The 21985-nt window shown below is 64.8% G+C and carries 21 protein-coding genes and 1 pseudogene; 7 read left to right on the top strand and 15 right to left on the bottom strand.

Annotated elements, in window-relative coordinates:
• Positions 1-129: 129 nt before the first annotated feature.
• The 6 genes and pseudogenes from AC066Y_RS29315 to AC066Y_RS29340 form a co-directional block, all read right to left on the bottom strand.
• A pseudogene (locus AC066Y_RS29315) lies at positions 130-804 on the bottom strand (ABC transporter ATP-binding protein); the annotation flags it as partial.
• A gap of 16 nt (positions 805-820) precedes the next feature.
• Positions 821-1651, bottom strand: coding sequence for a carbohydrate ABC transporter permease (locus AC066Y_RS29320; RefSeq protein WP_092116645.1), 831 nt, complete (start codon positions 1649-1651; stop codon positions 821-823).
• 4 nt (positions 1652-1655) lie between these two features.
• Positions 1656-2528, bottom strand: a complete 873-nt coding sequence (locus tag AC066Y_RS29325) for a carbohydrate ABC transporter permease (protein WP_478276906.1) — start codon at positions 2526-2528, stop codon at positions 1656-1658.
• 135 nt (positions 2529-2663) lie between these two features.
• A complete protein-coding gene (locus AC066Y_RS29330; protein ID WP_478276907.1) occupies positions 2664-3977 on the bottom strand; it encodes an ABC transporter substrate-binding protein in 1314 nt (437 codons plus the stop codon).
• Positions 3978-4319: 342 nt separating this feature from the next.
• Positions 4320-5273, bottom strand: coding sequence for a sugar-binding transcriptional regulator (locus AC066Y_RS29335; protein ID WP_456758592.1), 954 nt, complete (start codon positions 5271-5273; stop codon positions 4320-4322).
• 9 nt (positions 5274-5282) lie between these two features.
• Positions 5283-5948, bottom strand: a complete 666-nt coding sequence (locus AC066Y_RS29340) for an HAD family hydrolase (protein WP_478276908.1) — start codon at positions 5946-5948, stop codon at positions 5283-5285.
• Positions 5949-6063: 115 nt separating this feature from the next.
• On the opposite strand from AC066Y_RS29340, the gene ybaL reads away from it, so the two are divergent.
• Positions 6064-7797, top strand: coding sequence for a YbaL family putative K(+) efflux transporter (gene ybaL / locus AC066Y_RS29345; protein ID WP_478276909.1), 1734 nt, complete (start codon positions 6064-6066; stop codon positions 7795-7797).
• 39 nt (positions 7798-7836) lie between these two features.
• Positions 7837-8070, top strand: coding sequence for a hypothetical protein (locus tag AC066Y_RS29350; RefSeq protein ID WP_478276910.1), 234 nt, complete (start codon positions 7837-7839; stop codon positions 8068-8070).
• A 5-nt stretch (positions 8071-8075) separates the two neighbouring features.
• Here the strand turns inward: AC066Y_RS29350 and AC066Y_RS29355 are convergent, their stop codons facing one another.
• The 5 genes from AC066Y_RS29355 to AC066Y_RS29375 form a co-directional block, all read right to left on the bottom strand.
• On the bottom strand, positions 8076-8300 hold the full coding sequence (locus tag AC066Y_RS29355; RefSeq protein WP_021081495.1) for a hypothetical protein: 225 nt from the start codon (positions 8298-8300) through the stop codon (positions 8076-8078).
• A gap of 40 nt (positions 8301-8340) precedes the next feature.
• On the bottom strand, positions 8341-8616 hold the full coding sequence (locus AC066Y_RS29360; protein ID WP_092116655.1) for a chaperone modulator CbpM: 276 nt from the start codon (positions 8614-8616) through the stop codon (positions 8341-8343).
• Positions 8613-9515 carry a DnaJ C-terminal domain-containing protein gene (locus AC066Y_RS29365; RefSeq protein ID WP_478276911.1) on the bottom strand — a complete coding sequence of 301 codons (903 nt, stop codon included), beginning with the start codon at positions 9513-9515 and terminating at the stop codon, positions 8613-8615. Before AC066Y_RS29365 ends, AC066Y_RS29360 begins: the two co-directional genes overlap by 4 nt.
• Before the next feature lie 122 nt (positions 9516-9637).
• Entirely contained in the window at positions 9638-9820 is a 183-nt protein-coding gene (locus AC066Y_RS29370) for a hypothetical protein (RefSeq protein ID WP_092116659.1), read from the bottom strand.
• Between the two features lie 86 nt (positions 9821-9906).
• On the bottom strand, positions 9907-11292 hold the full coding sequence (locus AC066Y_RS29375; protein WP_478276912.1) for a YXWGXW repeat-containing protein: 1386 nt from the start codon (positions 11290-11292) through the stop codon (positions 9907-9909).
• Positions 11293-11951: 659 nt separating this feature from the next.
• Here AC066Y_RS29375 and clpB point away from each other — a divergent pair.
• The 5 genes from clpB to AC066Y_RS29400 all read left to right on the top strand — a co-directional run bounded on the left by clpB (position 11952) and on the right by AC066Y_RS29400 (position 17201).
• Positions 11952-14564, top strand: a complete 2613-nt coding sequence (gene clpB, locus AC066Y_RS29380) for an ATP-dependent chaperone ClpB (RefSeq protein WP_478276913.1) — start codon at positions 11952-11954, stop codon at positions 14562-14564.
• 102 nt (positions 14565-14666) lie between these two features.
• Complete coding sequence (locus AC066Y_RS29385) at positions 14667-14936, top strand: DUF2171 domain-containing protein (RefSeq protein WP_478276914.1); 270 nt, start codon at positions 14667-14669, stop codon at positions 14934-14936.
• A gap of 118 nt (positions 14937-15054) precedes the next feature.
• A complete protein-coding gene (locus AC066Y_RS29390) occupies positions 15055-16116 on the top strand; it encodes a Dyp-type peroxidase (RefSeq protein WP_478276915.1) in 1062 nt (353 codons plus the stop codon).
• Positions 16109-16924 carry a family 1 encapsulin nanocompartment shell protein gene (locus AC066Y_RS29395; RefSeq protein WP_342709490.1) on the top strand — a complete coding sequence of 272 codons (816 nt, stop codon included), beginning with the start codon at positions 16109-16111 and terminating at the stop codon, positions 16922-16924. The genes AC066Y_RS29390 and AC066Y_RS29395 overlap by 8 nt, the downstream gene beginning before the upstream one ends.
• An 85-nt stretch (positions 16925-17009) precedes the next feature.
• Positions 17010-17201 carry a hypothetical protein gene (locus AC066Y_RS29400; protein WP_097672779.1) on the top strand — a complete coding sequence of 64 codons (192 nt, stop codon included), beginning with the start codon at positions 17010-17012 and terminating at the stop codon, positions 17199-17201.
• Between the two features lie 9 nt (positions 17202-17210).
• On the opposite strand, the gene AC066Y_RS29405 is transcribed toward AC066Y_RS29400, so the two are convergent.
• The 4 genes from AC066Y_RS29405 to AC066Y_RS29420 all read right to left on the bottom strand — a co-directional run bounded on the left by AC066Y_RS29405 (position 17211) and on the right by AC066Y_RS29420 (position 21824).
• Positions 17211-18500 carry an MFS transporter gene (locus AC066Y_RS29405; protein WP_478276916.1) on the bottom strand — a complete coding sequence of 430 codons (1290 nt, stop codon included), beginning with the start codon at positions 18498-18500 and terminating at the stop codon, positions 17211-17213.
• Positions 18501-18618: 118 nt separating this feature from the next.
• On the bottom strand, positions 18619-19641 hold the full coding sequence (locus AC066Y_RS29410) for a glycoside hydrolase family 5 protein (protein WP_478276917.1): 1023 nt from the start codon (positions 19639-19641) through the stop codon (positions 18619-18621).
• Positions 19638-20927: an O-antigen ligase family protein gene (locus AC066Y_RS29415; protein ID WP_478276918.1), complete on the bottom strand. Its 1290-nt coding sequence runs from the start codon at positions 20925-20927 to the stop codon at positions 19638-19640. The genes AC066Y_RS29410 and AC066Y_RS29415 overlap by 4 nt, the downstream gene beginning before the upstream one ends.
• Positions 20928-20999: 72 nt before the next feature.
• Entirely contained in the window at positions 21000-21824 is an 825-nt protein-coding gene (locus AC066Y_RS29420) for a WecB/TagA/CpsF family glycosyltransferase (protein ID WP_478276919.1), read from the bottom strand.
• Between the last annotated feature and the right edge of the window lie 161 nt (positions 21825-21985).

Consider the following 21985-nt stretch of genomic DNA (forward strand, 5'->3'; position numbering starts at 1 on the left):
TCGGTCATGGCGAGTGTGGCGGCCCGGATGCGCGGAGGGTGGGTGTCAGCAACCGAATCCTACGCCACCTCAGCGGCTTACGCCACGCTCGCCAGCCTCTCAACAAGCCGCTGATGAATAAGACGGGTTAGGCTTCTCATAGAGCTCGAGCGGCGAACCATACTGCTCGATCTTGCCGCCGTTCAGCACCACGATCTTGTCGGCCATGGTCATGGCCTCGACCTGGTCGTGGGTGACGTAGATCGCCGTGGTGCCGAGCTGCTTCTGCAATCGCGTCACCTCGAGCCGCATCTGTACCCGCAGCGCGGCGTCGAGGTTCGACAGCGGCTCGTCGAACAGGAACGCCTTCGGCTCGCGCACGATGGCGCGGCCGATCGCGACGCGCTGGCGCTGGCCGCCGGAGAGTTCGCGCGGCTTGCGGTCGAGATAGGGCGTCAGGTTGAGGGTTGCCGCGGCGGCCTCGACCTTGCGGTTGATCTCGTCCTTGGCGATGCCGGCCATCTTCAGGCCGAACGCGATGTTGCCGCGCACGCTCATATGCGGATAGAGCGCGTAGGACTGGAACACCATCGACAGCCCGCGCTTGGCCGGCGGCACATTGACCACGTTGCGGCCGTCGATCAGGATGGCGCCGCCGGTGACATCCTCGAGCCCCGCGATCAGCCGGAGCAGCGTGGTCTTGCCGCAGCCTGACGGACCGACGAAGACGACGAAGGAGCCGTCAGTGATCTCGAGGTCGGCGCCCTTGATGATGTGGACCGGCCCGAACGATTTTTGCACACCCTGCAGCGTAATCTGACCCATTGGACAAGCCTTTCTGCTACTTGACCGCGCCGAAGGTCAGGCCGCGGACGAGCTGCCGCTGACTGAACCAGCCGAGCACGAGAATGGGCGCGATCGCGAGCGTCGACGCCGCCGACAATTTCGCCCAGAACAATCCTTCCGGGCTGGAATAAGATGCGATGAACACGGTGAGCGGCGCGGCCTCGAGCGTCGACAGATTGAGGGTCCAGAACGCCTCGTTCCACGCCAGGATCAGATTGAGCAGCAAGGTCGAGGCGAGCCCCGGCACCGCCATCGGCGTCAGCACATAGATCAGCTCGCGCCCGATCGTGGCGCCGTCCATCCGCGCCGCCTCGAGGATGTCCTTCGGGATCTCCTTGAAATAGGTGAACAGCATCCAGATCACGATCGGCAGATTGCCGAGGCACAGGATGAAGATCAGGCCGCTGCGGGTGTCGAGCAGGCCGAACGTCCGGTAGATCAGGTAGATCGGCACCAGCACGCCCACCGGCGGCATCATCTTGGTGGAGAGCATCCAGAGCAGCACATCCTTGGTGCGCTTGGTCGGCGAGAACGCCATCGACCATGCCGCGGGAATCGCGATCAGCATCGCGATCAACGTCGACCCGCCGGCGATGATGATCGAGTTGAGCGCATGGTGGAGGTAGTCGCTGCGCTCCTGCACCGTGACGTAGTTCTCCGTCGTCCAGTGGAAGAACAGGAACGACGGCGGGATCGCGAAGGCTTCAAGCTCGGTCTTGAAGCTCGCCAGCACCATCCAGAGGATCGGGAAGAAGATCAGGAAGCCGACCAGCCAGGCCGCCGCCGTCGAGATCACCTTGTTCCGTGTCGTGACCATCCGCGCCATGACGTTACGCCTCCAGATTCCGGCCGACGATACGAACGAGGAAGAACGCGACGATGTTGGCGAGCACCACCGCGACCAGGCCGCCCGCCGAGGCGCTGCCGACGTCGTACTGGATCAGCGCCTGCGAATAGATCAGGAAGGCGATGTTGGTGGTCTGCAGGCCGGGGCCGCCGCCGGTGGTGACGAAGATCTCCGCGAACACCGTGAGCAGGAAGATGGTCTCGATCAGGATCACCACCGTGATCGGGCGCGCCAGGTGCGGCAGGGTGATGTAGATGAAGGTCGAGATCGCGCTCGCGCCGTCCATCTCGGCCGCTTCCTTCTGCTCCTCGTCGAGCGATTGCAGCGCTGTCAGCAGGATTAACGTCGCGAACGGCAGCCACTGCCAGGAGACGATCAGGATCACCGAGAGCAGCGGTGCATCGTTGAACCAGTCGATTGCCGGCAGGCCGAACAGATGCGCGATCCAGGCGAACAGTCCCGACACCGGATGCATCAACAGGTTCTTCCAGACCAGCGCGCTCACCGTCGGCATCACGAAGAAGGGCGCGATCACCATCAAGCGGACGATGGAGAGCCCGACCACCTGCTGATCGAGCAGCAGCGCCAGCGGCACGCCGAGGATGATCGTGATCGCGAGCACCGAGCCGACCAGCACCAGGGTGTTCTGCAGCGAGGCGAGGAAGGCCGGATCGGTCAGGAAGTAGCGGAAATTCTCCAGCCCGACGAAGGATTCGGAGCCGGGATCGAGCAGATTGTAATGCAGGGTCGCGAAGTAGATCGTGAGCGCGAGCGGCACGATCATCCAGATGAACAGCAGCGCCACCGCGGGCGTGAGCAGCGTGCGTGCGAGCAGTTGGGTCTGCTGGGTCGCCATCCCCGCCTCCTTCTTAAGGAAAGGAGCGACCATCCCGCTGCGGGACAGGATGGTCGCGAGTGGCCCAGCCCGGGAGGTTTGAGCTGGTCGGGCGGCCAAGGCGCGTGCTGCGCCCTGGCTTTGTCCGGGCGTGGCTTATTTGATGTAGCCCGCGCGCTTCATCTCGCGCTCGGTTGCGGACTGCGCAGCCGAGAGCGCCGCATCGACTGACGTCGAGCCGGACAACGCGGCCGAGAACTGCTGGCCGACCTGGGTGCCGATGCCCTGGAATTCAGGGATCGCCGCATACTGCACGCCCACGTAAGGCACCGGCTTCACCGTCGGCTTGTTCGGATCGGCCGCATCGATCGAGGCCAACGTCAGCTTGGCAAAGGGGGCGACCTTCAGATAGTCAGGGTTCTTGTACAGCGAGGTGCGCGTGCCGGGCGGCACGTTGGACCAGCCTTCCTTCGACGCGACGAGCTTGGTGTAATCCTTGCTGGTCGCCCAGGCGATGAACTTCTCGGCCGCATCGACCTTCTTCGAGCCGGCGGGTATCGCGAGGCTCCATGCCCACAGCCAGTTGGCGTTCTTGCCGAGCCCGGTATTCGGGGCCAGTGCGAAGCCGACCTTGTCGGCAACCTTGGAATCCTTCGGGTTGGTCACCATGGACGCCGCCACCGTGGCATCGATCCACATCGCGCACTTGCCGGCGCTGAACAGCGCGAGGTTCTCGTTGAAGCCGTTGGACGAGGCGCCGGGAGGTCCGGCCTGCTTCATCAGGTCGACATAGGTCGTGAGCGTCTTCTTCCATTCCGGCGAATTGAACTGCGGCTCCCACTTCTCGTCGAACCAGCGCGCGCCGAACGAGTTGGACATCGCGGTCAGGAACGCCATGTTCTCGCCCCAGCCGGCCTTGCCGCGCAGGCAGATGCCGTAGACGCCGCCGGCCTTGTCGGTCAGCTTCTTGGCGGCATCGACCACGAAGTCCCAGGTCGGGCTTTCCGGCATCTTCAGGCCGGCCTTGTCGAACAGGTCGGTGCGATACATCACCATCGAGCTCTCGCCGTAGAACGGTGCGGCATAGAGCTTGCCGTCGACCGAGACGGCATCCTTGATCTTCGGCAGCAGGTCACCGACGTCGTAGTCGGCGCCGAGCTTGTCGAGCGGCACCAGCCAGCTCTTCTTGGCCCAGATCGGCACCTCGTAGGTGCCGATGGTGAGCACGTCGAACTGGCCGCCCTTGGTGGCGATGTCGGTGGTCACGCGCTGGCGCAGCACGTTCTCCTCGAGCGTCACCCATTTCACTGATATGTCGGGGTTCTTCGCGGTGAATTCGCTCGTGAGCCCCTGCATGCGGATCATGTCGCTGTTGTTGACGGTCGCCACCGTCAGCGTGGTCTGGGCGATCGAGGGGGCAGAGATCAAAAGACTGACCGCGCCCGCAACGGCGCAAAGGACGTTTTTCAAGGTGACCTCCCTTATGTCACGTTGAGCATATGCCCACGTGTTGAGCGTATGTTCATCCCGTCGTTAAAATTTGTCAAGCACGCGGGTGCGCCGTCCCGCGCGATTGCGGGTTCCATCACAGCCCGGAATGGTGGTTTTCGCGGATGCGAAGGGAGCGACTGACGGCGAATTGGATTGAGCTGGAGCGGCATCGAAGGCTCACCTCTCCCGCTTGCGGGGGAGGTCGGATTGCATCGACGATGCAATCCGGGTGGGGGCTCTCTCCGCAGTACGACTCGAGGATAGACCCCCACCCCAGCCCTCCCCCGCAAGCGGGAGAGGGAGTGACCCGACTCGTGACTTCTAGCGATCCAGCACCGCGCGTGCGGTGGCCTCATCCGTGATGAGGCCGTTGATCACCCGGCCCGCCAGCGCGGCCTTGATCGACGGCACCTTGGCGGCGCCGACGGCGGCCGCAATCGTGGTCGATACCGCCGGGATCTGCGGCGGAATGCTGGTCAGGCGCTTGTTGGTGCCACCCTTGATCAAGCGGCCCTTGGCGTCATAGGCCCAGCCGGTCACCTCACCGACCGCGCCGAGCCGCATCATCTCCAACAATTCTTCGCGGGTGACGAAGCCGTCGACATGGACCTGGGCCTTCTGGTCCATCTGGCCGATGCCGATCAACCGAAGATCGGCCTTGGCGGCCACCGCCCTCACCCGCGCGATCGGATCGATCCGGATCATGCGGTTGCGCTCGTCCTCGCTCGACATCAGGAACGGCAGCGGCATCGGGTAATGCCGGGCGCCGGTGCGGTCGGCGAGCCGTCCGACCGTGTCGTAGAAGCTCGCCGAGCCGTCGGCGGAGATGTTGCCGACCAGCGAGACGATCTGGTGATCGGGCCGCTCGATCGGCGAGACCCGCTCGACTGCGGCGCGCACCGCGCGGCCGGTGCCGAGCGCCACGATGACCGGCGTCTCCGAGCGCAGCGTCAGCTCCAGCAGATTGGCGCTGCGCTCCGCGATCCCTGCATTCGACAGCGGCGCCGCCGGATCCGTCGGCACGACGTCGCAATGCACTAGATCGAACCGCGCCTTCAGCCGCGATGCCAGCTCCATGCAGGCCGCAATGGGGTGCTCGAGACGAAACGTGATCAGCCGCTCGGCAAGACACAGCGACACCAGGCGCTGCGCCGAGGCGCGCGACACCTGCAGCATTTTTGCAATCTCGTCCTGGGTGTGGCCCGCGATGAAATACAGCCAGCCGGCGCGCGCCGCATCGTCAAGGCGAGACTTTTCGTTGTCGGGCGCAGCCATGATCGTGCGTCAGCCTTCGTTCCAGAAATCCGTCATCGCGGCGAAGATTCGATCCGCCCCGGCCTGCTTCAGCAGAGCACTGCCGTCCGTCAACCGATAGTGGGCGCCGCCGACAAATCCCCACACTTTCATGCCGGCGGCCTTTGCCGCCGTCACCCCGCTGACGCTGTCCTCGATGACCAGCGTGCTGCGCGGATCGGCTCCCATTTTGCCGGCGGCAAACAGGAACAGATCCGGCGCCGGCTTGCCGTGCTCGACCATCTGCGCGGTGTAGAGCCGTTGTCCGAAGCTCGACGCAAGACCGGTCAGCTCGAGCGAGAACCTCACGCGGTCAAGATCGCTCGATGAGGCGACGCAATACGGCAGGCGCAATTCCGCGAGCACGGCGGCGATGCCCGCAATCGGCTTGAGCTGCGCGCGGAAGGTCTCGCGCACCTGGTACGCCAATTCAGGCAGGAAGGTCTCAGGCAACGGCCTGCCCACGCCCCGGCAATACGCGACCAGGGCCGTGGTGCTGCGCCCGAGGAAGAGTTCGAGCGTCCGCTCGGTGCTCATCTCGATGCCGGCCTTCGCCATCGCCTCGGCGAGGCAGCGGCAGCTCAATTCCTCGCTGTCGACGAGCACGCCGTCACAGTCGAAGATGACAAGATCGGTCCTTGGCAGCCGCGGATCCATCGCGGCATGAGATCATATGCTCACGCCATGAGCAATAGATCACAGTTTCGCGCGCGGAATGCCGCGCCTCAAATGGTCGCGGTGCACCGCCAACCATGCTGTGCGACAAGGCGAAATGCCGCATGACACACCTCTGATCGCGACGGTCGTCGCGGGCCTCGGACTCGCCTTCGTCTTCGGAACCATCGCCCAGCGCTTTCGGGTTCCGCCGCTGGTCGGTTATCTCATCGCGGGCGTCGCGGTGGGTCCGTTCACGCCCGGCTTCGTCGCCGATCAAGCGCTCGCGACCGAGCTTGCCGAGCTCGGTATCATCCTGCTGATGTTCGGCGTCGGCCTGCATTTCTCGCTGAACGATCTGTTGTCGGTGCGCGCGATCGCGGTGCCCGGCGCGATTGCGCAGATCGCGGTCGCCACACTGTTGGGCCTCGGCCTCGCGCTGGTGATGGGCTGGACCGTCGGCGCCGGCCTGGTGTTCGGGCTCGCGCTGTCGGTCGCAAGTACCGTCGTGCTGCTGCGCGCGCTGCAGGAGCGCCGCCTGATGGACACCGAACGCGGCAAGATCGCGGTCGGCTGGCTGATCGTCGAGGACCTCGCCATGGTGCTCGCACTGGTGGTGTTCCCGGCGGTGGCGAGCTTCCAGGGCGGCGACGGCGCGGCGCTGGTTTCCGACCCGCTCGCCACCCGCTTCGGCCTCGGGCTGACCGGCGTGCTGGCGCTGACGCTGATCAAGATCGCCGTGTTCATCGCGCTGATGCTGGTGGTCGGACGGCGGCTGATCCCGTGGGCCCTGCACTACATCGCGCATACCGGCTCGCGCGAGCTGTTCCGGCTGGCCGTGCTCGCGATCGCGCTCTGCATCGCGTTCGGCGCGACCAAGCTGTTCGGGGTGTCGCTCGCGCTCGGCGCCTTCTTCGCCGGGATGATGCTGCGGGAATCGCCGCTGAGCCAGCGCGCCGCCCAGGAAACCCTGCCGCTGCGCGACGCATTCGCGGTGCTGTTCTTCGTCTCGGTCGGGATGCTGTTCGATCCGCTCAGCGTGGTGCGCGAGCCGTGGCCGTTTCTCGCGACGCTGTTCGTCATCGTGGTCGGCAAGTCGCTTGCAGCGCTCTTGATCGTCGTGCTGTTCCGTCATCCGATGGCGACCGCCTTGATGATCTCGGCGAGCCTCGCCCAGATCGGCGAATTCTCCTTCATCCTGGCGGAGCTCGGCGTTGCCCTCAATCTGCTGCCGAAGGCCGGCCGCGACCTGATCCTGGCCGGCGCGATCTTCTCGATCATGCTCAACCCGCTGGTGTTCGCGGTCGTCGACTGGCTGACCGCGCGGCTCGAGAAGCCGCAGGCCGCCTCGCCAACCGTTGCGACCGCCGAAGCGATCCCGGTGACCGACTTGCTGGGTCACACCATCCTGGTCGGCTACGGCCGGGTCGGCAGCATCGTCGGTGATGCCCTGCATCAGCGCAACGCGCCGTTCCTCGCGGTCGAGGCGTCCGACGACATGGTCGCAAAGCTCAGGCAGCGCGGCATCGAAGCCCTGATGGGCAACGCCGCGCGCGCCAGCGTGCTGCGCGCGACCAATCCGGCCGGCGCGCGATCGCTTGTCATCGCGATTCCCGAAGCGTTCGAGGCCGGACAGATCGTCGAACAGGCGCGCGCCGCCAATGCCGACATCCAGATCATCGCGCGCGCCCATTCCGACGCCGAGGTCGATCATCTGAAGGGGCTCGGGGCCGACATCGTGATCATGGGCGAGCGCGAGATTGCCCGTGGCATGATCGAGGAGCTCGACCGCAGACACGCTGGTGTGGTCACGCAAAATGCTGCGAGCGCAAGGGAAGAGTCAGCAGCCTGAGGTAACGGCGCCCACTGCGCGACGAAAGGAGATCAAGACATGGCGTTCAAGAGCCCGCACGTTTCGTTGGTGTCGTTCTCGATCGAGATCGGCGCCGATGCCACGGCCAATGTGATGCAGATCGAGACCGATCTGCATCTGAACACCCGTCATCCGAGCTATGATGCCGCGGCAATCGAGCGTCTGGTGCGCGACGCGCAGTCCTATCTTGCCGGCAATGCCGACCAGATCACGCAAATCCGGCTGGTCTCCAACCGCAGCGGCCAGACCTGACGTAATCAACCGCCGAGGAATGCCGGCGCCAGATCTTCCTGCACGATGATGTTGGCGGCTTCCGTCGTCAGCTCGCTGCCGACAAGGTCCAGGTTTTTCGCGGCCTCGAACAGCATCGCGCGGACATCGTCCGGCGTCAGCACGCCCTTTGCGATCAGCTTCCGCACCAGCGCCTGCAAGATCAGCACGTCGATCTCGCCATGGGCCAGCGGCGTCGGCTTGTCCGTCATGAATGTCTCCCGGGACCGAGGTTCGTCGCAAGCGAGGCGGCTAGCGCGGCGATGACGCGATATCCTTGTGCAATTCTTCGAACGCACGGCGCAAGCCATGCAGCTGGTCGACCAGATGGAGGATGACGTCGATCCCTTCGTCGTTGACGCCGAAATCGCCCTTCAGATCCCGGATCAGATGCGCGCGCGCCAGGTCGGTGTCGGAAAAGCTGATCTCGTGCGTGGTCTCGTCCGGAACGAGCCATTGCTGCTCGATCCAGAACTCCAGGGTCTGCACCTCCAGACCCGCATCGATCAGGAACTGCTGCTTGTTCATGATGCACCATCATCGCGTGGATTGAATCCCTTGCGATCCCAGTTCGACACGAACGCCTCGAGCGCGGGATCGGGTCCCTTGGGCAGGACCACCTTGAGCTTGACGAACTCATCGCCGTGACCGCCGCCGACCTTGGGCGCGCCCTTGCCGCGCAACCGCATCGTCGTGCCGGTGTTCGAGCCCTTCGGAACCGTCATGGTGACCGCGCCGGTCGGCGTTGGAACGTTGACCTTTCCGCCGAGCACAGCCTCTGACAGCGAGATCGGCAATTCCAGCGAGATGTCGTCGCCCTCGCGGGTGAAGCGCGGATCGGGGCGAACCTCGACCTCGATCAGAGCATCGCCGGGACCGCCCTTGCCGCTGCCCGGCATGCCCTTGCCGCGCAGACGAATGACCTGGCCGTCGACGAGCCCCGGCGGGATCGTGACGTCGAGCGTGCCACCATCCGGAAGCGTCAGGCGTTTGCTCGCACCGGCAATCGATTCCGCGAAATCGATCGCGAGGCTGTAGTGCAGGTCGCGGCCACGCCGGTTGGCGCGTGCCTGCTCGCTGCGCCGGAGCAGCTCGGCGAACGCGTCGTCCTGATCCATATAGTCGGCATAGCCCGAACTGTCGGCGTAGGGATGCCCCCCATCCGCGGTGGCGAAATCCCGATAGTAGCGATGCTGCGGCCGCTCGGTGCCATCAGCGTCGATCTCGCCGGCATCGAAGCGCTTGCGCTTGTCGGCATCCGAGAGCAGATCGTTCGCCGCGGCGACTTCCTTGAACTTTTCTTCGGCCGCCTTGTCGCCCGGATTGAGATCCGGATGCAGCTTCTTCGCCAGCTTTCGATAGGCCTTCTGGATATCGGCCGAGGACGCCGTCGGGGCAACGCCTAGAACCTCGTACGGATTTCTCACAACCTGCTCCGCAACACCGTGAGTGCACCTGCAATCATGAGGGCGCAAAAGCAGGCGATTTGCAAGTGCGCCCGCGCGCCACCCGGCAATGGGCGGCGCAGCACGCGCTCAGACCACGGGCGCTACGACGTATGTCCGGGATCGAGATAGTTCGGCATGTTCTTTTTCTGCTGCGGCGTCATCCTGGCGGGATCCGGCTTGCCCGGCACGCCCCGCGGACCCAGCAGGGCTCGCTGCATATCGTCCTCGCTCAGGCGTGGCTTGCCGTCGTCAAGCTGTCCGCTGCCACCGTGACTCTGTGCCATGACCGACCTCCAGTGATGATCGCTTGCGCGCGGGTGGAAGAGAGTGCGCGCTCCGCCGGAACGAGCCGGCGGAGCGCGATTGTACCTCAGCGTTGCTCCTGCCGCTTCTCCTCTGCAGGATGACCTGCGGCGGGCGCAGCATGCGGCGGCGCCTGAACGTGCGGCTCCGGCCGTGCTGCCGGCTGCGGATGCGCCTCGGGGCGCGCCATGGTCTCCGGCCGCGCTTCCGGCCTTGGCGCAGGCTCCGGTCGCGGTTCGGGCCGTGCTGCCTGCTCCGGTCGCGCGACGGGCTTCGCGGCAGGCTCCGGCCGCGGCTCCTCCTTGCGCACCTCCTCGGGCCGCCTCTCCGGTGCGGCAGGCCGCGCCGCTTCCGTTGCAGGCCGCGGCTCAAACTTCGGCTCGGCGGCGGGCGCTGCGCGCTTCTCCTCGACCGCAGGCCTGTTCACCTCGGCGGGCGGATGCGCCGCAACGCCCTTCTCGGGGACCGGAAGCGCATGGGATTCGGCAGGCGCCGGTGCAGCGGGATGCGGCTCAACCTTCGTCTCGGGAGTTGCGCGCTTCTCCTCGGCCGCAGGCTTGTTCACCTCGGCGGATGGATGCGCCGCCGGAAGCTCCTTGCCCGGCACCGGGAGCGCATGGGAATCGGCGGGTGCCGCTGCAGCGCCCGGCCGCGCCGGCTCCCCGGCCGCCGGCCGAGCAGCGTTGGCAGGCACCACCTCGCCGGCCGGCCGTGCGCGAACCACGCCCGGTCCCTTCAACTCGCCGGGACGCGCTGTTGCCGCAATGGCGGGCACGCCGTTGTTGGTCCGCTTGAACAGGCTCGGATCCTGGCTTGCGGTCTCGACCTGCTTGCGTTGCAACGGCGTCGCCGCGAAATGCTGCTCCTTGGCGATCGCACGTTCGGCGGGAGTCGGCCGCACCTCGATGCCGCCACGGCCGCCATTGTAGCTGACGTTGTTGACGGTGGTCTGGTTGATCGTGACGTTCTTCTCGTAGACGTTGGTGATCCGCGTGCCCTGCAGATTGTTCACGGTACGATTGTAGAAGAACGTGCCGTGATCCCAGCGGCCGCCTTCATAGCCTGAACCGCCGTAGCCGAAGCCGTAATTGATGCCGCCGTAAAAGCCGACGCGATCACCCCAATAGCCCGGATGGAAAATGAAGCCGCCGCCGAAAGCGCCCCAGTAACCGGGGGTCCACAGCAGCCCGACCCGCGGCGGCTGCACCCAAGTGCCCGGCACCCAGTAGTAATCGCCGCGATCCTCGTCCCACGACCAATTGCCCGGCGACCACATGTAACCGGGCCCGGGCACCGGCGGCTGATCGTAGGTCGGCAACGGCGGCGGTGCGGTCTCGACGGCAGAGACCGGCGCGCATGCCGCATCCTGCGCGATTGCCGGCACGGCGGTCGCAGTGAACAGCGCCGTGGCGATCGCTGCGCACGACGCGGTCGAAAGAAGACGAGTGATCATTGGGGGAGCCTCTTCGATGAGCACATTCAACGTGAGAACCGGAACAAAAGTTCCGTGCATCGGCAACAGACCGACACACTCTCATCGCTAGCGCCTTGACCTTACATCAACCTGAAACAGCGCCAAACGCATCACACAGCTATTCATCGACGGTTCAGAGTGTGCAGTGACTCATGATCGAGCGATTCAGTGGAACAGCGCGCGAGGCACGTCTGCATCATCGCGTGTATTCCGCGAAGTGCGAGATGACAGTTACTGAAATCGCGGACATGACTTCCGCTCGCGCACGATTGCAACCATCCGGGTTCGTCGCGCCGCTCATTCCGCAAGCATCGCGATCAGCCGAGCCGCCATCGGCGTGATGCCGGACCCCGATTTGTCGGTGCGTCCGTAGCAGTGCCTCCGGATCAGTGCCGGAAGCGAGCACCGGCAGTCGCAAACACCTCAAAAAGCGGTATGCCGGCGGCCACGCTCCGCGATTGACACTCCCCTGAAACGACCACACGATACGAGCTACGGCAGCGTCAGGCCCGCGGTTCTCCGCCCGGCACGATTGGACGCCTGTCGCATGATGGATGTCATCGTTCCGCCATCTGTCGCCGGCGGCAATGCATGGCATAATGGATCTCGACGAGCCTGTGCTGCCTTGAGGTGCCACGATGAACATTGAAAAATATACCGATCGCGTCCGCGGCTTCATTCAGTCGGCACAATCGCTCGCGACGCGCGAAGGACACCAGCAGTTCTCGACGCTCCACATCCTGAAGGTGCTGCTCGACGACAGTGAAGGCCTCGCTGCCGGCCTGATCGACCGCGCCGGCGGCAACTCGCGCGCGATCCTCAAGGCGACCGAGGACGCGCTGGCGAAGGTGCCGAAGGTCAGCGGCGCCGGCTCCGGACAGATTTACCTCGCGCCCGAGACCGCGCGCGCCTTCGCCGCGGCGGAACAGGCCGCCGACAAAGCCGGCGACAGCTTTGTCGCGGTCGAACGCCTGCTGCAGGCGCTGGCCGCCGACAAGGACAGCGAGGCCGGCAAGCTGCTCGCCAAGGGCGGCGTCAGTCCGCAGAACCTGAACGCGGCGATCAACGCCCTGCGCAAGGGCCGCACCGCCGACAGCGCATCGGCCGAGAATGCCTATGACGCGCTGAAGAAGTACGCCCGCAATCTCACCCAGGCCGCGCGCGATGGCAAGCTCGATCCGGTGATCGGCCGCGACGAGGAGATTCGGCGCACGATTCAAGTTCTGTCACGGCGCACCAAGAACAATCCCGTCCTGATCGGCGAGCCCGGCGTTGGCAAGACCGCGATCGTCGAGGGGCTTGCGTTGCGCATCGTCAATGGCGACGTGCCGGAGAGCCTGCAGGACAAGGCGCTGCTCGCGCTCGATCTCGGCGCGCTGATCGCGGGTGCAAAGTATCGCGGCGAGTTCGAGGAACGGCTCAAGGCCGTGCTGCAGGAGGTGACGTCGGCCGAGGGCGGCATCATCCTGTTCATCGACGAGATGCACACCCTGATCGGCGCCGGCAAGGGCGACGGCGCGATGGACGCATCGAACCTGTTGAAGCCCGCGCTCGCCCGCGGCGAGCTGCACTGCATCGGCGCCACCACGCTCGACGAATACCGCAAGCATGTCGAGAAGGACGCGGCGCTGGCCCGGCGATTCCAGCCGGTGTTCGTCTCGGAACCGACGGTCGAGGACACCATCTCGATCCTGCGCGGCCTCAAGGACAAGTACGAGCAGCATCACGGCGTGCGCATCGCGGATTCGGCGCTGGTCGCCGCCGCCACGCTGTCGAACCGCTACATCACCGACCGTTTCCTGCCCGACAAGGCCATTGACCTGATGGACGAGGCGGCGGCGCGGCTGAAGATGCAGGTCGATTCCAAGCCTGAGGAACTCGACTCGCTCGACCGCGAGATCATCCGCCTCAAGATCGAGCAGGAGGCACTGAAGAAGGAGACCGATCTCGGCTCCAGGAGCCGTCTGCAAACCCTCGAGAAGGATCTCGTGGATCTCGAGAAGAAGTCGGCGGACATGACATCGAGATGGCGGTCGGAGAAGAGCAAGCTCTCCGACGCGCAGAAGATGAAGGGTGAGCTCGAGCAGTTGCGCACCGAGCTCGCCAATGCGCAGCGCAAGGGCGAATTCCAGAAGGCGGGCGAGCTGGCCTATGGCCGCATTCCGGAGCTCGAGAAGAAGCTCGCTGCCGTCGAGGCCAGCGAGACCTCGTCCGCCAGCGAGACCGTGACCGCCGACAACATCGCGCAGGTGGTGTCGCGCTGGACCGGCGTTCCGGTCGACAAGATGCTCGAAGGCGAGAAGGACAAGCTGCTGCGCATGGAGGAGATGATCGGCAAGCGCGTCGTCGGCCAGGCCGAGGCCGTGCGCGCGGTGTCGACCGCGGTGCGCCGCGCCCGCGCCGGCCTGCAGGACCCGAACCGGCCAATCGGCTCGTTCATGTTCCTGGGGCCTACGGGCGTCGGCAAGACCGAACTCGCAAAAGCGCTCGCCGAATATCTGTTCGACGACGAGACCGCGATGGTCCGGCTCGACATGTCCGAATACATGGAGAAGCACTCGGTCTCGCGGCTGATCGGCGCGCCTCCGGGCTATGTCGGTTACGACGAGGGCGGCGCACTGACCGAAGCCGTGCGCCGCCGACCCTACCAGGTCGTGCTGTTCGACGAGATCGAGAAAGCGCACCCTGACGTGTTCAACGTGCTGCTGCAGGTGCTCGATGACGGCCGCCTGACCGATGGCCAGGGCCGCACCGTCGATTTCCGCAACACGCTGATCATCATGACCTCGAATATCGGCGCGGAATATCTCGTCAACCAGCCGGAGGGCCAGAGCACGAGCGCGGTGCGCGAGCAGGTGATGAACATGGTGCGGGCACACTTCCGCCCCGAATTCCTCAACCGCATCGACGAAATCATCCTGTTTCACCGGCTGCAGAAGAGCGACATGGGCCGCATCGTCGAGATTCAATTCTCGCGCCTGCGCAAGCTGCTCGAGGATCGCAAGATCGATCTCGAGCTCGATCCGAAGGCGCGCGATTGGCTCGCGGAAAAGGGCTGGGATCCGGCTTATGGCGCCCGGCCGCTGAAGCGGGTGATCCAGCGCAGCGTGCAGGATCCGCTGGCCGAGATGATCCTCGCCGGCGACGTACGCGACGGCTCGCAGGTGAAGCTATCCGCCACCAAGGCCGGCCTCACCTTCAACGGCAAGAAGCCCGAGAACGCTGCCGCGGACGAATTCGAACCGGTGTGAGGGAAGCCCGGATTGCCGACGGCGCGCCGTCATCGCCGCGTCGTCCGGGCGCATCATATGCAAGCTGAATATACAAGCCGACCTGCAACCAGGGAGAGCGCCATGGCGCAACCGAACATCAAGGACAACATGGAGGTCATCGGCGCCGACGGCGTGCATGTCGGCACCGTCGATCACGTGGAAGGCAACCGCATCAAGCTCAAGAAGAGCGAAAGCGACGGCTTCCACAAGGGCCATCACCACTATATCGAGCTCGGCTTCGTTGCCGGTGTCGAAGGCACAAAGGTGCGGCTCTCCGCCAACGCCGCCATTGCGGTGACGCTCGAGGAGGAGAAGTCCGGCAAGCCGGTTGGTCCGTCCGCGGAAGCCTAGCAATCCGGGCTCTTGTAAAGGCTCCGATGGCATGCTCCTCTGCCCCTGTCTGGACGTCGATCCGGCGTCCGGTTCAGACCTTTTGCGCGTGAAAGTGCCGTTAGTTAGGGAGAGATGCGTGCCATCAGCCGTTCCGCAACCGGTCGCTGCGAAGCTGACGCGCGCGGCGATCTTCCTTGCGGTCACGATCAAGCCCAATCCGGAATACGATACCGTGGTGCGGTCGCTGTGTGCCGATCTGGCTGCGCTGGTGCGCGCGGTCGGCTTCCGCGATCTCGAGGGTCGGCTGTCCTGCGTCATGGGCATCGGCTCGGAGGCATGGGACCGGCTGTTCGGTGCGCCGAAGCCGCAAGGTCTGCATCCGTTCCGCGAGATCAACGGCGTCCACCACGCCGTCGCAACGCCGGGCGACCTGCTGTTTCACATCCGCGCCGTGCCGATGGACCTGTGCTTCGAGCTCGCGACACAGATCATGTCGCGGCTCGGCGAGGCGGTTGCCACCTCGGACGAGGTGCACGGCTTCAAATATTTCGACGAGCGCGACCTGCTCGGCTTCGTCGACGGCACGGAGAATCCGGAGGACCAGGCGGCGACGGAGGCCACGATCATCGGCGACGAGGACGCGGCCTTCGCCGGCGGCAGCTATGTGATCGTACAAAAATACCTGCACGACCTGAAGAAGTGGAACGAGCTGCCGGTCGAGATGCAGGAGAAGATCATCGGCCGCACCAAGCTGTCCGACATCGAGCTCGACGATGCGGTGAAGCCGAGCTACGCGCACAATGCCCTGACGACGATCGTCGAGAACGGCGAGGAGCTCGATATCGTCCGCGACAACATGCCGTTCGGCAACATCAGCAAGGGCGAGTTCGGCACCTATTTCATCGGCTATGCCAAGTCCCCACACCGGATCGAGCAGATGCTGGAGAACATGTTCGTCGGCAGGCCGCCGGGCAATTACGACCGCCTGCTCGACTTCAGCCGCGCCGTGACCGGCACGCTGTTCTTCATCCCGTCGGCGACCTTCCTGGAGGATGTCATGAGCGAGGCGCCTGCGGCCGCGCCGGCTGAGCCGTCGCTGGACGACGCCGGGGCTGACGAGGCACCTGCACCAAGAATATTGCCGTCCGACGGCTCGCTCGGGATTGGCTCACTCAAAGGAGAGGCTGGACATGAATAATCTTCATCGGGGACTCGCCCCCATCTCGGACGCGGCATGGGCCCAGATCGAAGAGGAAGCCTCGCGGACGTTGAAGCGCCATCTGGCGGCGCGCCGTGTCGTCGATGTCGATGGCCCGAAGGGCACGGATTTCTCCGCGGTCGGCACCGGCCATCTCAAGAAGATTGCGACGCCTGGTGACGGTGTCGAGGCGACGCAGCGCGATGTCCGCGCGCTGGTCGAGCTGCGCGTGCCGTTCGAGCTGTCGCGCCAGGCGATCGACGACGTCGAACGCGGCTCCAATGATTCCGACTGGGACCCGCTCAAGGAGGCCGCGCGAAAGATCGCCTTCGCCGAGGACCGCGCGGTGTTCGATGGCTACACGGCCGCCGGGATTCAGGGCATCCGTCAGGGCACCAGCAACCCGGTGCTGAAGCTGCCGTCGAGCATCAAGAATTACCCCGCCGTGGTCGCGCAAGCGGTCAGCCAGTTGCGGCTCGCCGGCGTCAACGGTCCCTACACGCTGCTGCTCGGCACCGAGCCCTATACCGCGATCGGCGGTGCGACCGACGACGGCTACCCCGTGCTGCAGCACATCCAGCGCCTGATCGACGGCAAGATCATCTGGGCGCCTGCGATCGAGGGCGGCGTCCTGCTCACCACCCGCGGCGGCGACTTCCAGCTCTCGATCGGCCAGGACCTTTCGATCGGCTATCTCAGCCACTCGGCGACCTCGGTCCAGCTCTACTTCCAGGAGACCATCACCTTCCTGATGCTGACCAGCGAAGCGTCGGTGGTGCTTGCGCCGGAGGCGAAGAAACCCGCCTAGACCCGCCGGCGTTGACTCTTCCAGGAAGCCTCCGGCCAATCTGTGCCGGAGCTTCCGTTGAACTTCAACGGAGAGGAGGCGCGCAATGGACTACGATCTCTACATCAACCCGAAGAAGGCATCGGTCGGCCTTTATGTCCGCAAGGGCGCCGGCCTTCCCGATCTCGGCGACGCCAAGGACTGGGTGTTCGACGGCACCTCGGCGCAGGCCAATCTGCCGCCGCAGCTCGTGAAAGAGATCGAGGCCAACGGCCACGCCTTTCGCGACATGGATTGAGCCCAGCGGTTACTTCTCGCCGATCTTCACCGGGGCGGTCTCGGGCATCAGGCTCATGGCCACGATGCCGACCGCCGCTGCGAGCAGCAGATACCAGGACGGCGCCAGCGGATCTCCGGTCACGTGCAGCAGCCACGTGACCACGAGCTGCGCGGTGCCGCCGAAGGTCGCGATCGCAACCGCGTAGATCGTCGCGAACACGCCGCCGCGGATGTTTTGCGGCAGCGCTTCGGTGAAGGCCGCATAGAATGCCGTGAACGGCAGCGATCCGATGAACGACAGGATGCCGAAGCCGAACAGCAGGGACCACGCGCCGGGATCCCGGACGATCCACAGGAAAGCCGGATAGGTCAGCACCAGCACGACCAGTTGCGGCCAGATCATGATCGGCTTGCGTCCGAGCCGGTCGGCAAGCCAGCCGCCCAGCACCGCGCCGATGATCTGAAGCCCGTTGCTCACCAGCGATACCGTGAACGCCAGCGACGGCGACACATGCAGCGTATTCTTGGCGTAGGTCGTCATGTATTGCGTCACGTAGGTCGAGATCGTGCCGCTCGCCAGGATCATCACGGCCAGCATGATCACGCGAAGGTGCCGGCGCGCCAGCATGACATGGTTCGAGCGCTCGACGCTTGCGGCAGCGCGCTCGCCGTGAGGGACGGTTTCAGGCAGCGTGCGGCGCATCCATATGCCGAACGGCAGGCACACCGCCCCGAGCAGGAACGCGACGCGCCATCCATACGCCTCGAGCATGTCAGGCGCCATCGTGCTGCTCAGGATGACACCGACGAGGGCGCCGACGGTGGCCGCGACCTCCTGGCTGGCCGGCTGCCATGCCACCACCAGGCCGCGGTTCCGGGGTGCCGCGATCTCGATGAGATAGGCCGTGGTCGGCCCGACCTCGCCGCCGAGCGCGAACCCCTGCACCATCCGCGCCAGGATCACGATGATCGGCGCTACGACGCCGATCGCGGCATAGGACGGCGTCAGCGCGATGGTCAGGATCGCGCCACCCATCAGCGCAAAGCTCAGCAGCATCGCCGGCCGCCGACCGACCCGGTCGGAGAAGATGCCGAGCACGATGCCGCCGATCGGTCGCGTCAGGAAGCCGGCACCGAAGGTCGCAAGCGACAGCATGAGGCTGCCGTATTCGCTATGCGCGGGGAAGAAGGTGCGCCCGATCTCGGTCGCAAAGAAGCTGTAGGTGATGAAGTCGTAGAACTCCAGCATGTTGCCGATGGTCGCAGCAAAGGCGGCGCGCTTGACATCGAACTGTTCCCTGCTCGCAACGTCCGGCAACGCTCTCGATTCCTTAAGCTTGGCTGTCCCGAGCAAGTATTATTCCTCAGGCCATGCAAGGCAAGGCATGGCGTTCCGCGCGATCCTGCATCAGGGGCCGCGCATGGGCCACAAGGGTTCAACGAACCGGCGGAATGATCGCGCGGAGGATGTCCCTGTTCCAGCGTTGCCGGGCGCCGTCGAATGCCGCGAAATCGTGATCGAACTGCCAATAGGCCCACGCCCAGCCGAAGCCTTCAGCGCGCCTCGCCACGAACGACAGGTACTTCGTCCGGCTCTCCGCCGGCGCGCGCTCATAGACGCCGAACTCGCCGAGATAGATCGGGCGCTGCTCCCTCTCCGACCAGGACCTGACCTTGTCGAAATCGGCGGCGGCCTTGGCTTCGTCCTCCGCGGAGCCCCAGCTCAACGGGCCGATCTTCGAGAAAGTCGCCGACCACGGCGCGCCTTGATGGGTGAATTGCAGCGGCAAATAATAGTGGAATGTGACGATCAGGTTCCTGTCGCGCGCCGGCAACGTCAGCTGCTCGACCGGCAGTTCCTCGGTGTTCAGGACGGCGACAACGACATCGCGCTTCGGATTCGTGCCCCTGATGATGGCCAGGCATTCGCCGAGCAGCACGTTCCACTCGGCCGACGTCATGTTCCCACCAGGCTCGTTCAGGATCTCGAACACCAGCGCCGGGTATTTGCCCGCGTAGCGCGACGCGATCTGGCGCCAGAACGCCGTGAGCTTCGCCGTGCATTCCGGCACGTCGCGTTGGCAGAGATCGGTGTCGTGCTCATCGAGGATCGGGATCAGTTTGCTCGCCAGCACCTGCTCGATCACGGCATCGAGGCGCCGCAAGACGGCGTCATCCAGGATGTTGCCGGAATCCATGTACTTGAAGCCGAAGAAGTTGATCCGGACGTGTGAAAAGCCTGCCTTACGGATGGCGGTGAGGTTTTCCGGGCGAAAGGGCGCGTTCGGGTAGCCTTCCCAGATGCCGTCATAGCCAAGAATATTGATGCCGCGCCCCAACGCCGCGACGTCCGCAGATGCCCCCTGCCCCGCCGCACGCGCGGGCGAGATCAGCACGGCAGAAAGCGCCGCCGCCAGCAGCACGCTCAAGGCTCTTTGCGGAAATCGAAACGCGGTCATGACGGCTCCGGCTCGCGCAGCTGCAGGCGCTGCGACGGCAACGCGCGGCAAGCGGCGAGGAAAAAGGCGATCAACAGCACCGATGTGAACATCGTCGAACGCAGGAAGACCGTTTCGGTAAAATTGGTCTGGCAGTTGAGGAAGACGAACCCGACGATCAGCGCGCAATGCAGCCGGTCGATCGCCCGCTCCGCGATCAGGCAGAGCATCTTGTAGGAAAACAGAAAGACGCTCGCCATGAACAGGAAATAGCCCAGGAATCCGGTTTCGACGAGAATGGCGATGTAGCCGTTGTGGTAATTGTCGAGCACCCAGCCGTGGTTCTGGTTGAAATAGTCGTAGATCTCCGGTCTGGTCCAGAACCCGTTGATGCCAAACCCGAACAGCGGCGCGTCATCGAAATGGCTGATGGCGTAATGCCAGATGAAGGTTCTTTCGGTAAAATTGATCGTGGTGTCGAACACGTGGATCGAGTCGTACCCGGTCGTGTAGAAGTACAGCATCAGCAACGCGGCCGCGACGCACATGGCGCATGGCAGCACCGCGTAGACCCGCATGCAGCTGACCGACCACAAGGAGGTCAGCAACAGCGCGCAGGCGACCAGCGACAGGGCGCCGGCGCCGCGCGACTCCGAAAAGACGACGCAGGTCGAGGCCAGCGCGAACGTGACGAGGAACGGCAGCCACCCCTGTCCGGTTATCTTTCGATAACAGGCAAAGAACATGAGATAGGCGCCGGCGAAGCCCAAGGTCTGCTTCGACTCGAAGACGCCCTGCCATTGCCCATTGTGCATCCAGGTCTGGTCCACGCCGATGTCCGGGAGTGCGACTGCGCAAAACGCCGAGCCCGCCATCAGGACGAAGAGGCCGCGGGTGGTCGATTTCACGATGTCGTCGATGTCGACGCGGCTGACCATAAAGAACGCGCCCAGCGTCGTGACGGCGAGCGCCGCGGCCTTCATCAGCGCCGCCGCGTCCAAATTGGTCCAGAACACCGAAATCGTGGCGAACGCATAGAATGCGACGATCACAAGCGTGTCGAGATTGAACGCCAGCCGCAGGGAGGGACGGATGAACAGGCTCGCATAGATCAGCACGCCCCACATCAGCAGGGCGACGGCCTGCTGAACCAGCGTTACCTCGGTCGGAAGCAGCGCGGGGTGGAACGTCCCCATCGACATGATCACGTTGACGGTGATCGACCAGTTGACGACGGTTCGCGCGAAATTTTCAGCATCAACGCCCGGCGCCTGCCAGACCGAGCTATCGACTGCTCGACCGTCCATCGGTTGTACTCCGCTCATTGAAGAGCTCGCCGCTCCGGTGGATCGGAGCGGCACATTGCACTCGGTACGGACTCAGTCCCTGGTCGCCGAGGACCGGGTCCGGTTGAACAGCAGATAGAGAGCGTGCGGATTGGTCGTCAGATAGCGCCAGAACAACCGGCGCGGCTCGAGCCAAAGACGCCAGGCCCATTCGAGCCCGACGATCTGCATCCATCTCGGCGCGCGCGGCCGCGATCCGGACAGGAAGTTGAACAATCCGCCCGACGTCTTGATGACGCCGACATTCCCAAGCCGCGACATGAACTCGTCGACGAAGGCCTGCTCGTAGGGCACGCCAAGCGCGACCCAGAGAAAGTCCGGCGCCAGGGCGTTGATCTCATCCACCTTGGCCCGAAGCGCGTCGCCGCGCAGATAGCCGTGCGAATGGCCGACGATCTTGAGAGCCGGATAGGCCCGGCGGACATTGGCGATTGCCGCCTTGTTTTCGGCCTCGTTGGCGCCAAACAGGTAGAAGGTCAGCCCGAGTTCTTCGGCCTTGCGCGCGACGTTGTGGAACAAATCCGTGGTCGCGACGCGCTCGGGAAGCGGGTTCGGCGAGCGCAGCTTCGACACCATGACCAGCGGCTGCCCGTCGGCATTGATCAGGTCGGCGGCACGGAACAGCCGGTCGGTCATCGGCTCGGTGGAGCAGCGCGACAACACCTCGCCATTGGCTGATGTCAGATACAGCGGCCGATTGATACGCCGGTTCGGATACACCGCCTCGACCATGAAATCCGCGGTCTGCTCGCGATCGAGCACGGCGAGCCGCAGCCCGCCGATCGTAGCGCGAGCAACGCTGGCGGTCGCAGCCCTGCCGACAGGATTGGTGCGCCGCTCCGGCACGCCGTTCGGCATCGTTGATTCGGCTGGCCCATCCGCGAAGGAAACCGGCTGCCCGGCGCTCGAAGTGTTGCAAATCCGGACAACTGGAGCAGCCATATCCGAATCGAGACGCCGCGGCCACTCGCGATCGGCCTGCAGGGGCGAGATTGCGTCGGAAACGCGGGCTTTTTGGC

The sequence above is a fragment of the Bradyrhizobium sp. USDA3010 genome (genome assembly GCF_056429065.1).

Coding starts and splice junctions, on each gene's coding strand:
- AC066Y_RS29350 (WP_478276910.1), top strand. CDS start 7,837: ATGGCGTTCAAGAGCCCGCACGTTTCGTTGGTGTCGTTCTCGATCGAG.
- AC066Y_RS29325 (WP_478276906.1), bottom strand. CDS start 2,528: ATGGCGACCCAGCAGACCCAACTGCTCGCACGCACGCTGCTCACGCCC.
- AC066Y_RS29385 (WP_478276914.1), top strand. CDS start 14,667: ATGGCGCAACCGAACATCAAGGACAACATGGAGGTCATCGGCGCCGAC.
- ybaL (WP_478276909.1), top strand. CDS start 6,064: ATGCCGCATGACACACCTCTGATCGCGACGGTCGTCGCGGGCCTCGGA.
- AC066Y_RS29375 (WP_478276912.1), bottom strand. CDS start 11,292: ATGATCACTCGTCTTCTTTCGACCGCGTCGTGCGCAGCGATCGCCACG.
- AC066Y_RS29335 (WP_456758592.1), bottom strand. CDS start 5,273: ATGGCTGCGCCCGACAACGAAAAGTCTCGCCTTGACGATGCGGCGCGC.
- AC066Y_RS29370 (WP_092116659.1), bottom strand. CDS start 9,820: ATGGCACAGAGTCACGGTGGCAGCGGACAGCTTGACGACGGCAAGCCA.
- AC066Y_RS29360 (WP_092116655.1), bottom strand. CDS start 8,616: ATGAACAAGCAGCAGTTCCTGATCGATGCGGGTCTGGAGGTGCAGACC.
- AC066Y_RS29395 (WP_342709490.1), top strand. CDS start 16,109: ATGAATAATCTTCATCGGGGACTCGCCCCCATCTCGGACGCGGCATGG.
- AC066Y_RS29320 (WP_092116645.1), bottom strand. CDS start 1,651: ATGGCGCGGATGGTCACGACACGGAACAAGGTGATCTCGACGGCGGCG.
- AC066Y_RS29355 (WP_021081495.1), bottom strand. CDS start 8,300: ATGACGGACAAGCCGACGCCGCTGGCCCATGGCGAGATCGACGTGCTG.
- AC066Y_RS29415 (WP_478276918.1), bottom strand. CDS start 20,927: ATGGACGGTCGAGCAGTCGATAGCTCGGTCTGGCAGGCGCCGGGCGTT.
- AC066Y_RS29340 (WP_478276908.1), bottom strand. CDS start 5,948: ATGGATCCGCGGCTGCCAAGGACCGATCTTGTCATCTTCGACTGTGAC.
- AC066Y_RS29420 (WP_478276919.1), bottom strand. CDS start 21,824: ATGCCGAACGGCGTGCCGGAGCGGCGCACCAATCCTGTCGGCAGGGCT.
- clpB (WP_478276913.1), top strand. CDS start 11,952: ATGAACATTGAAAAATATACCGATCGCGTCCGCGGCTTCATTCAGTCG.
- AC066Y_RS29400 (WP_097672779.1), top strand. CDS start 17,010: ATGGACTACGATCTCTACATCAACCCGAAGAAGGCATCGGTCGGCCTT.
- AC066Y_RS29410 (WP_478276917.1), bottom strand. CDS start 19,641: ATGACCGCGTTTCGATTTCCGCAAAGAGCCTTGAGCGTGCTGCTGGCG.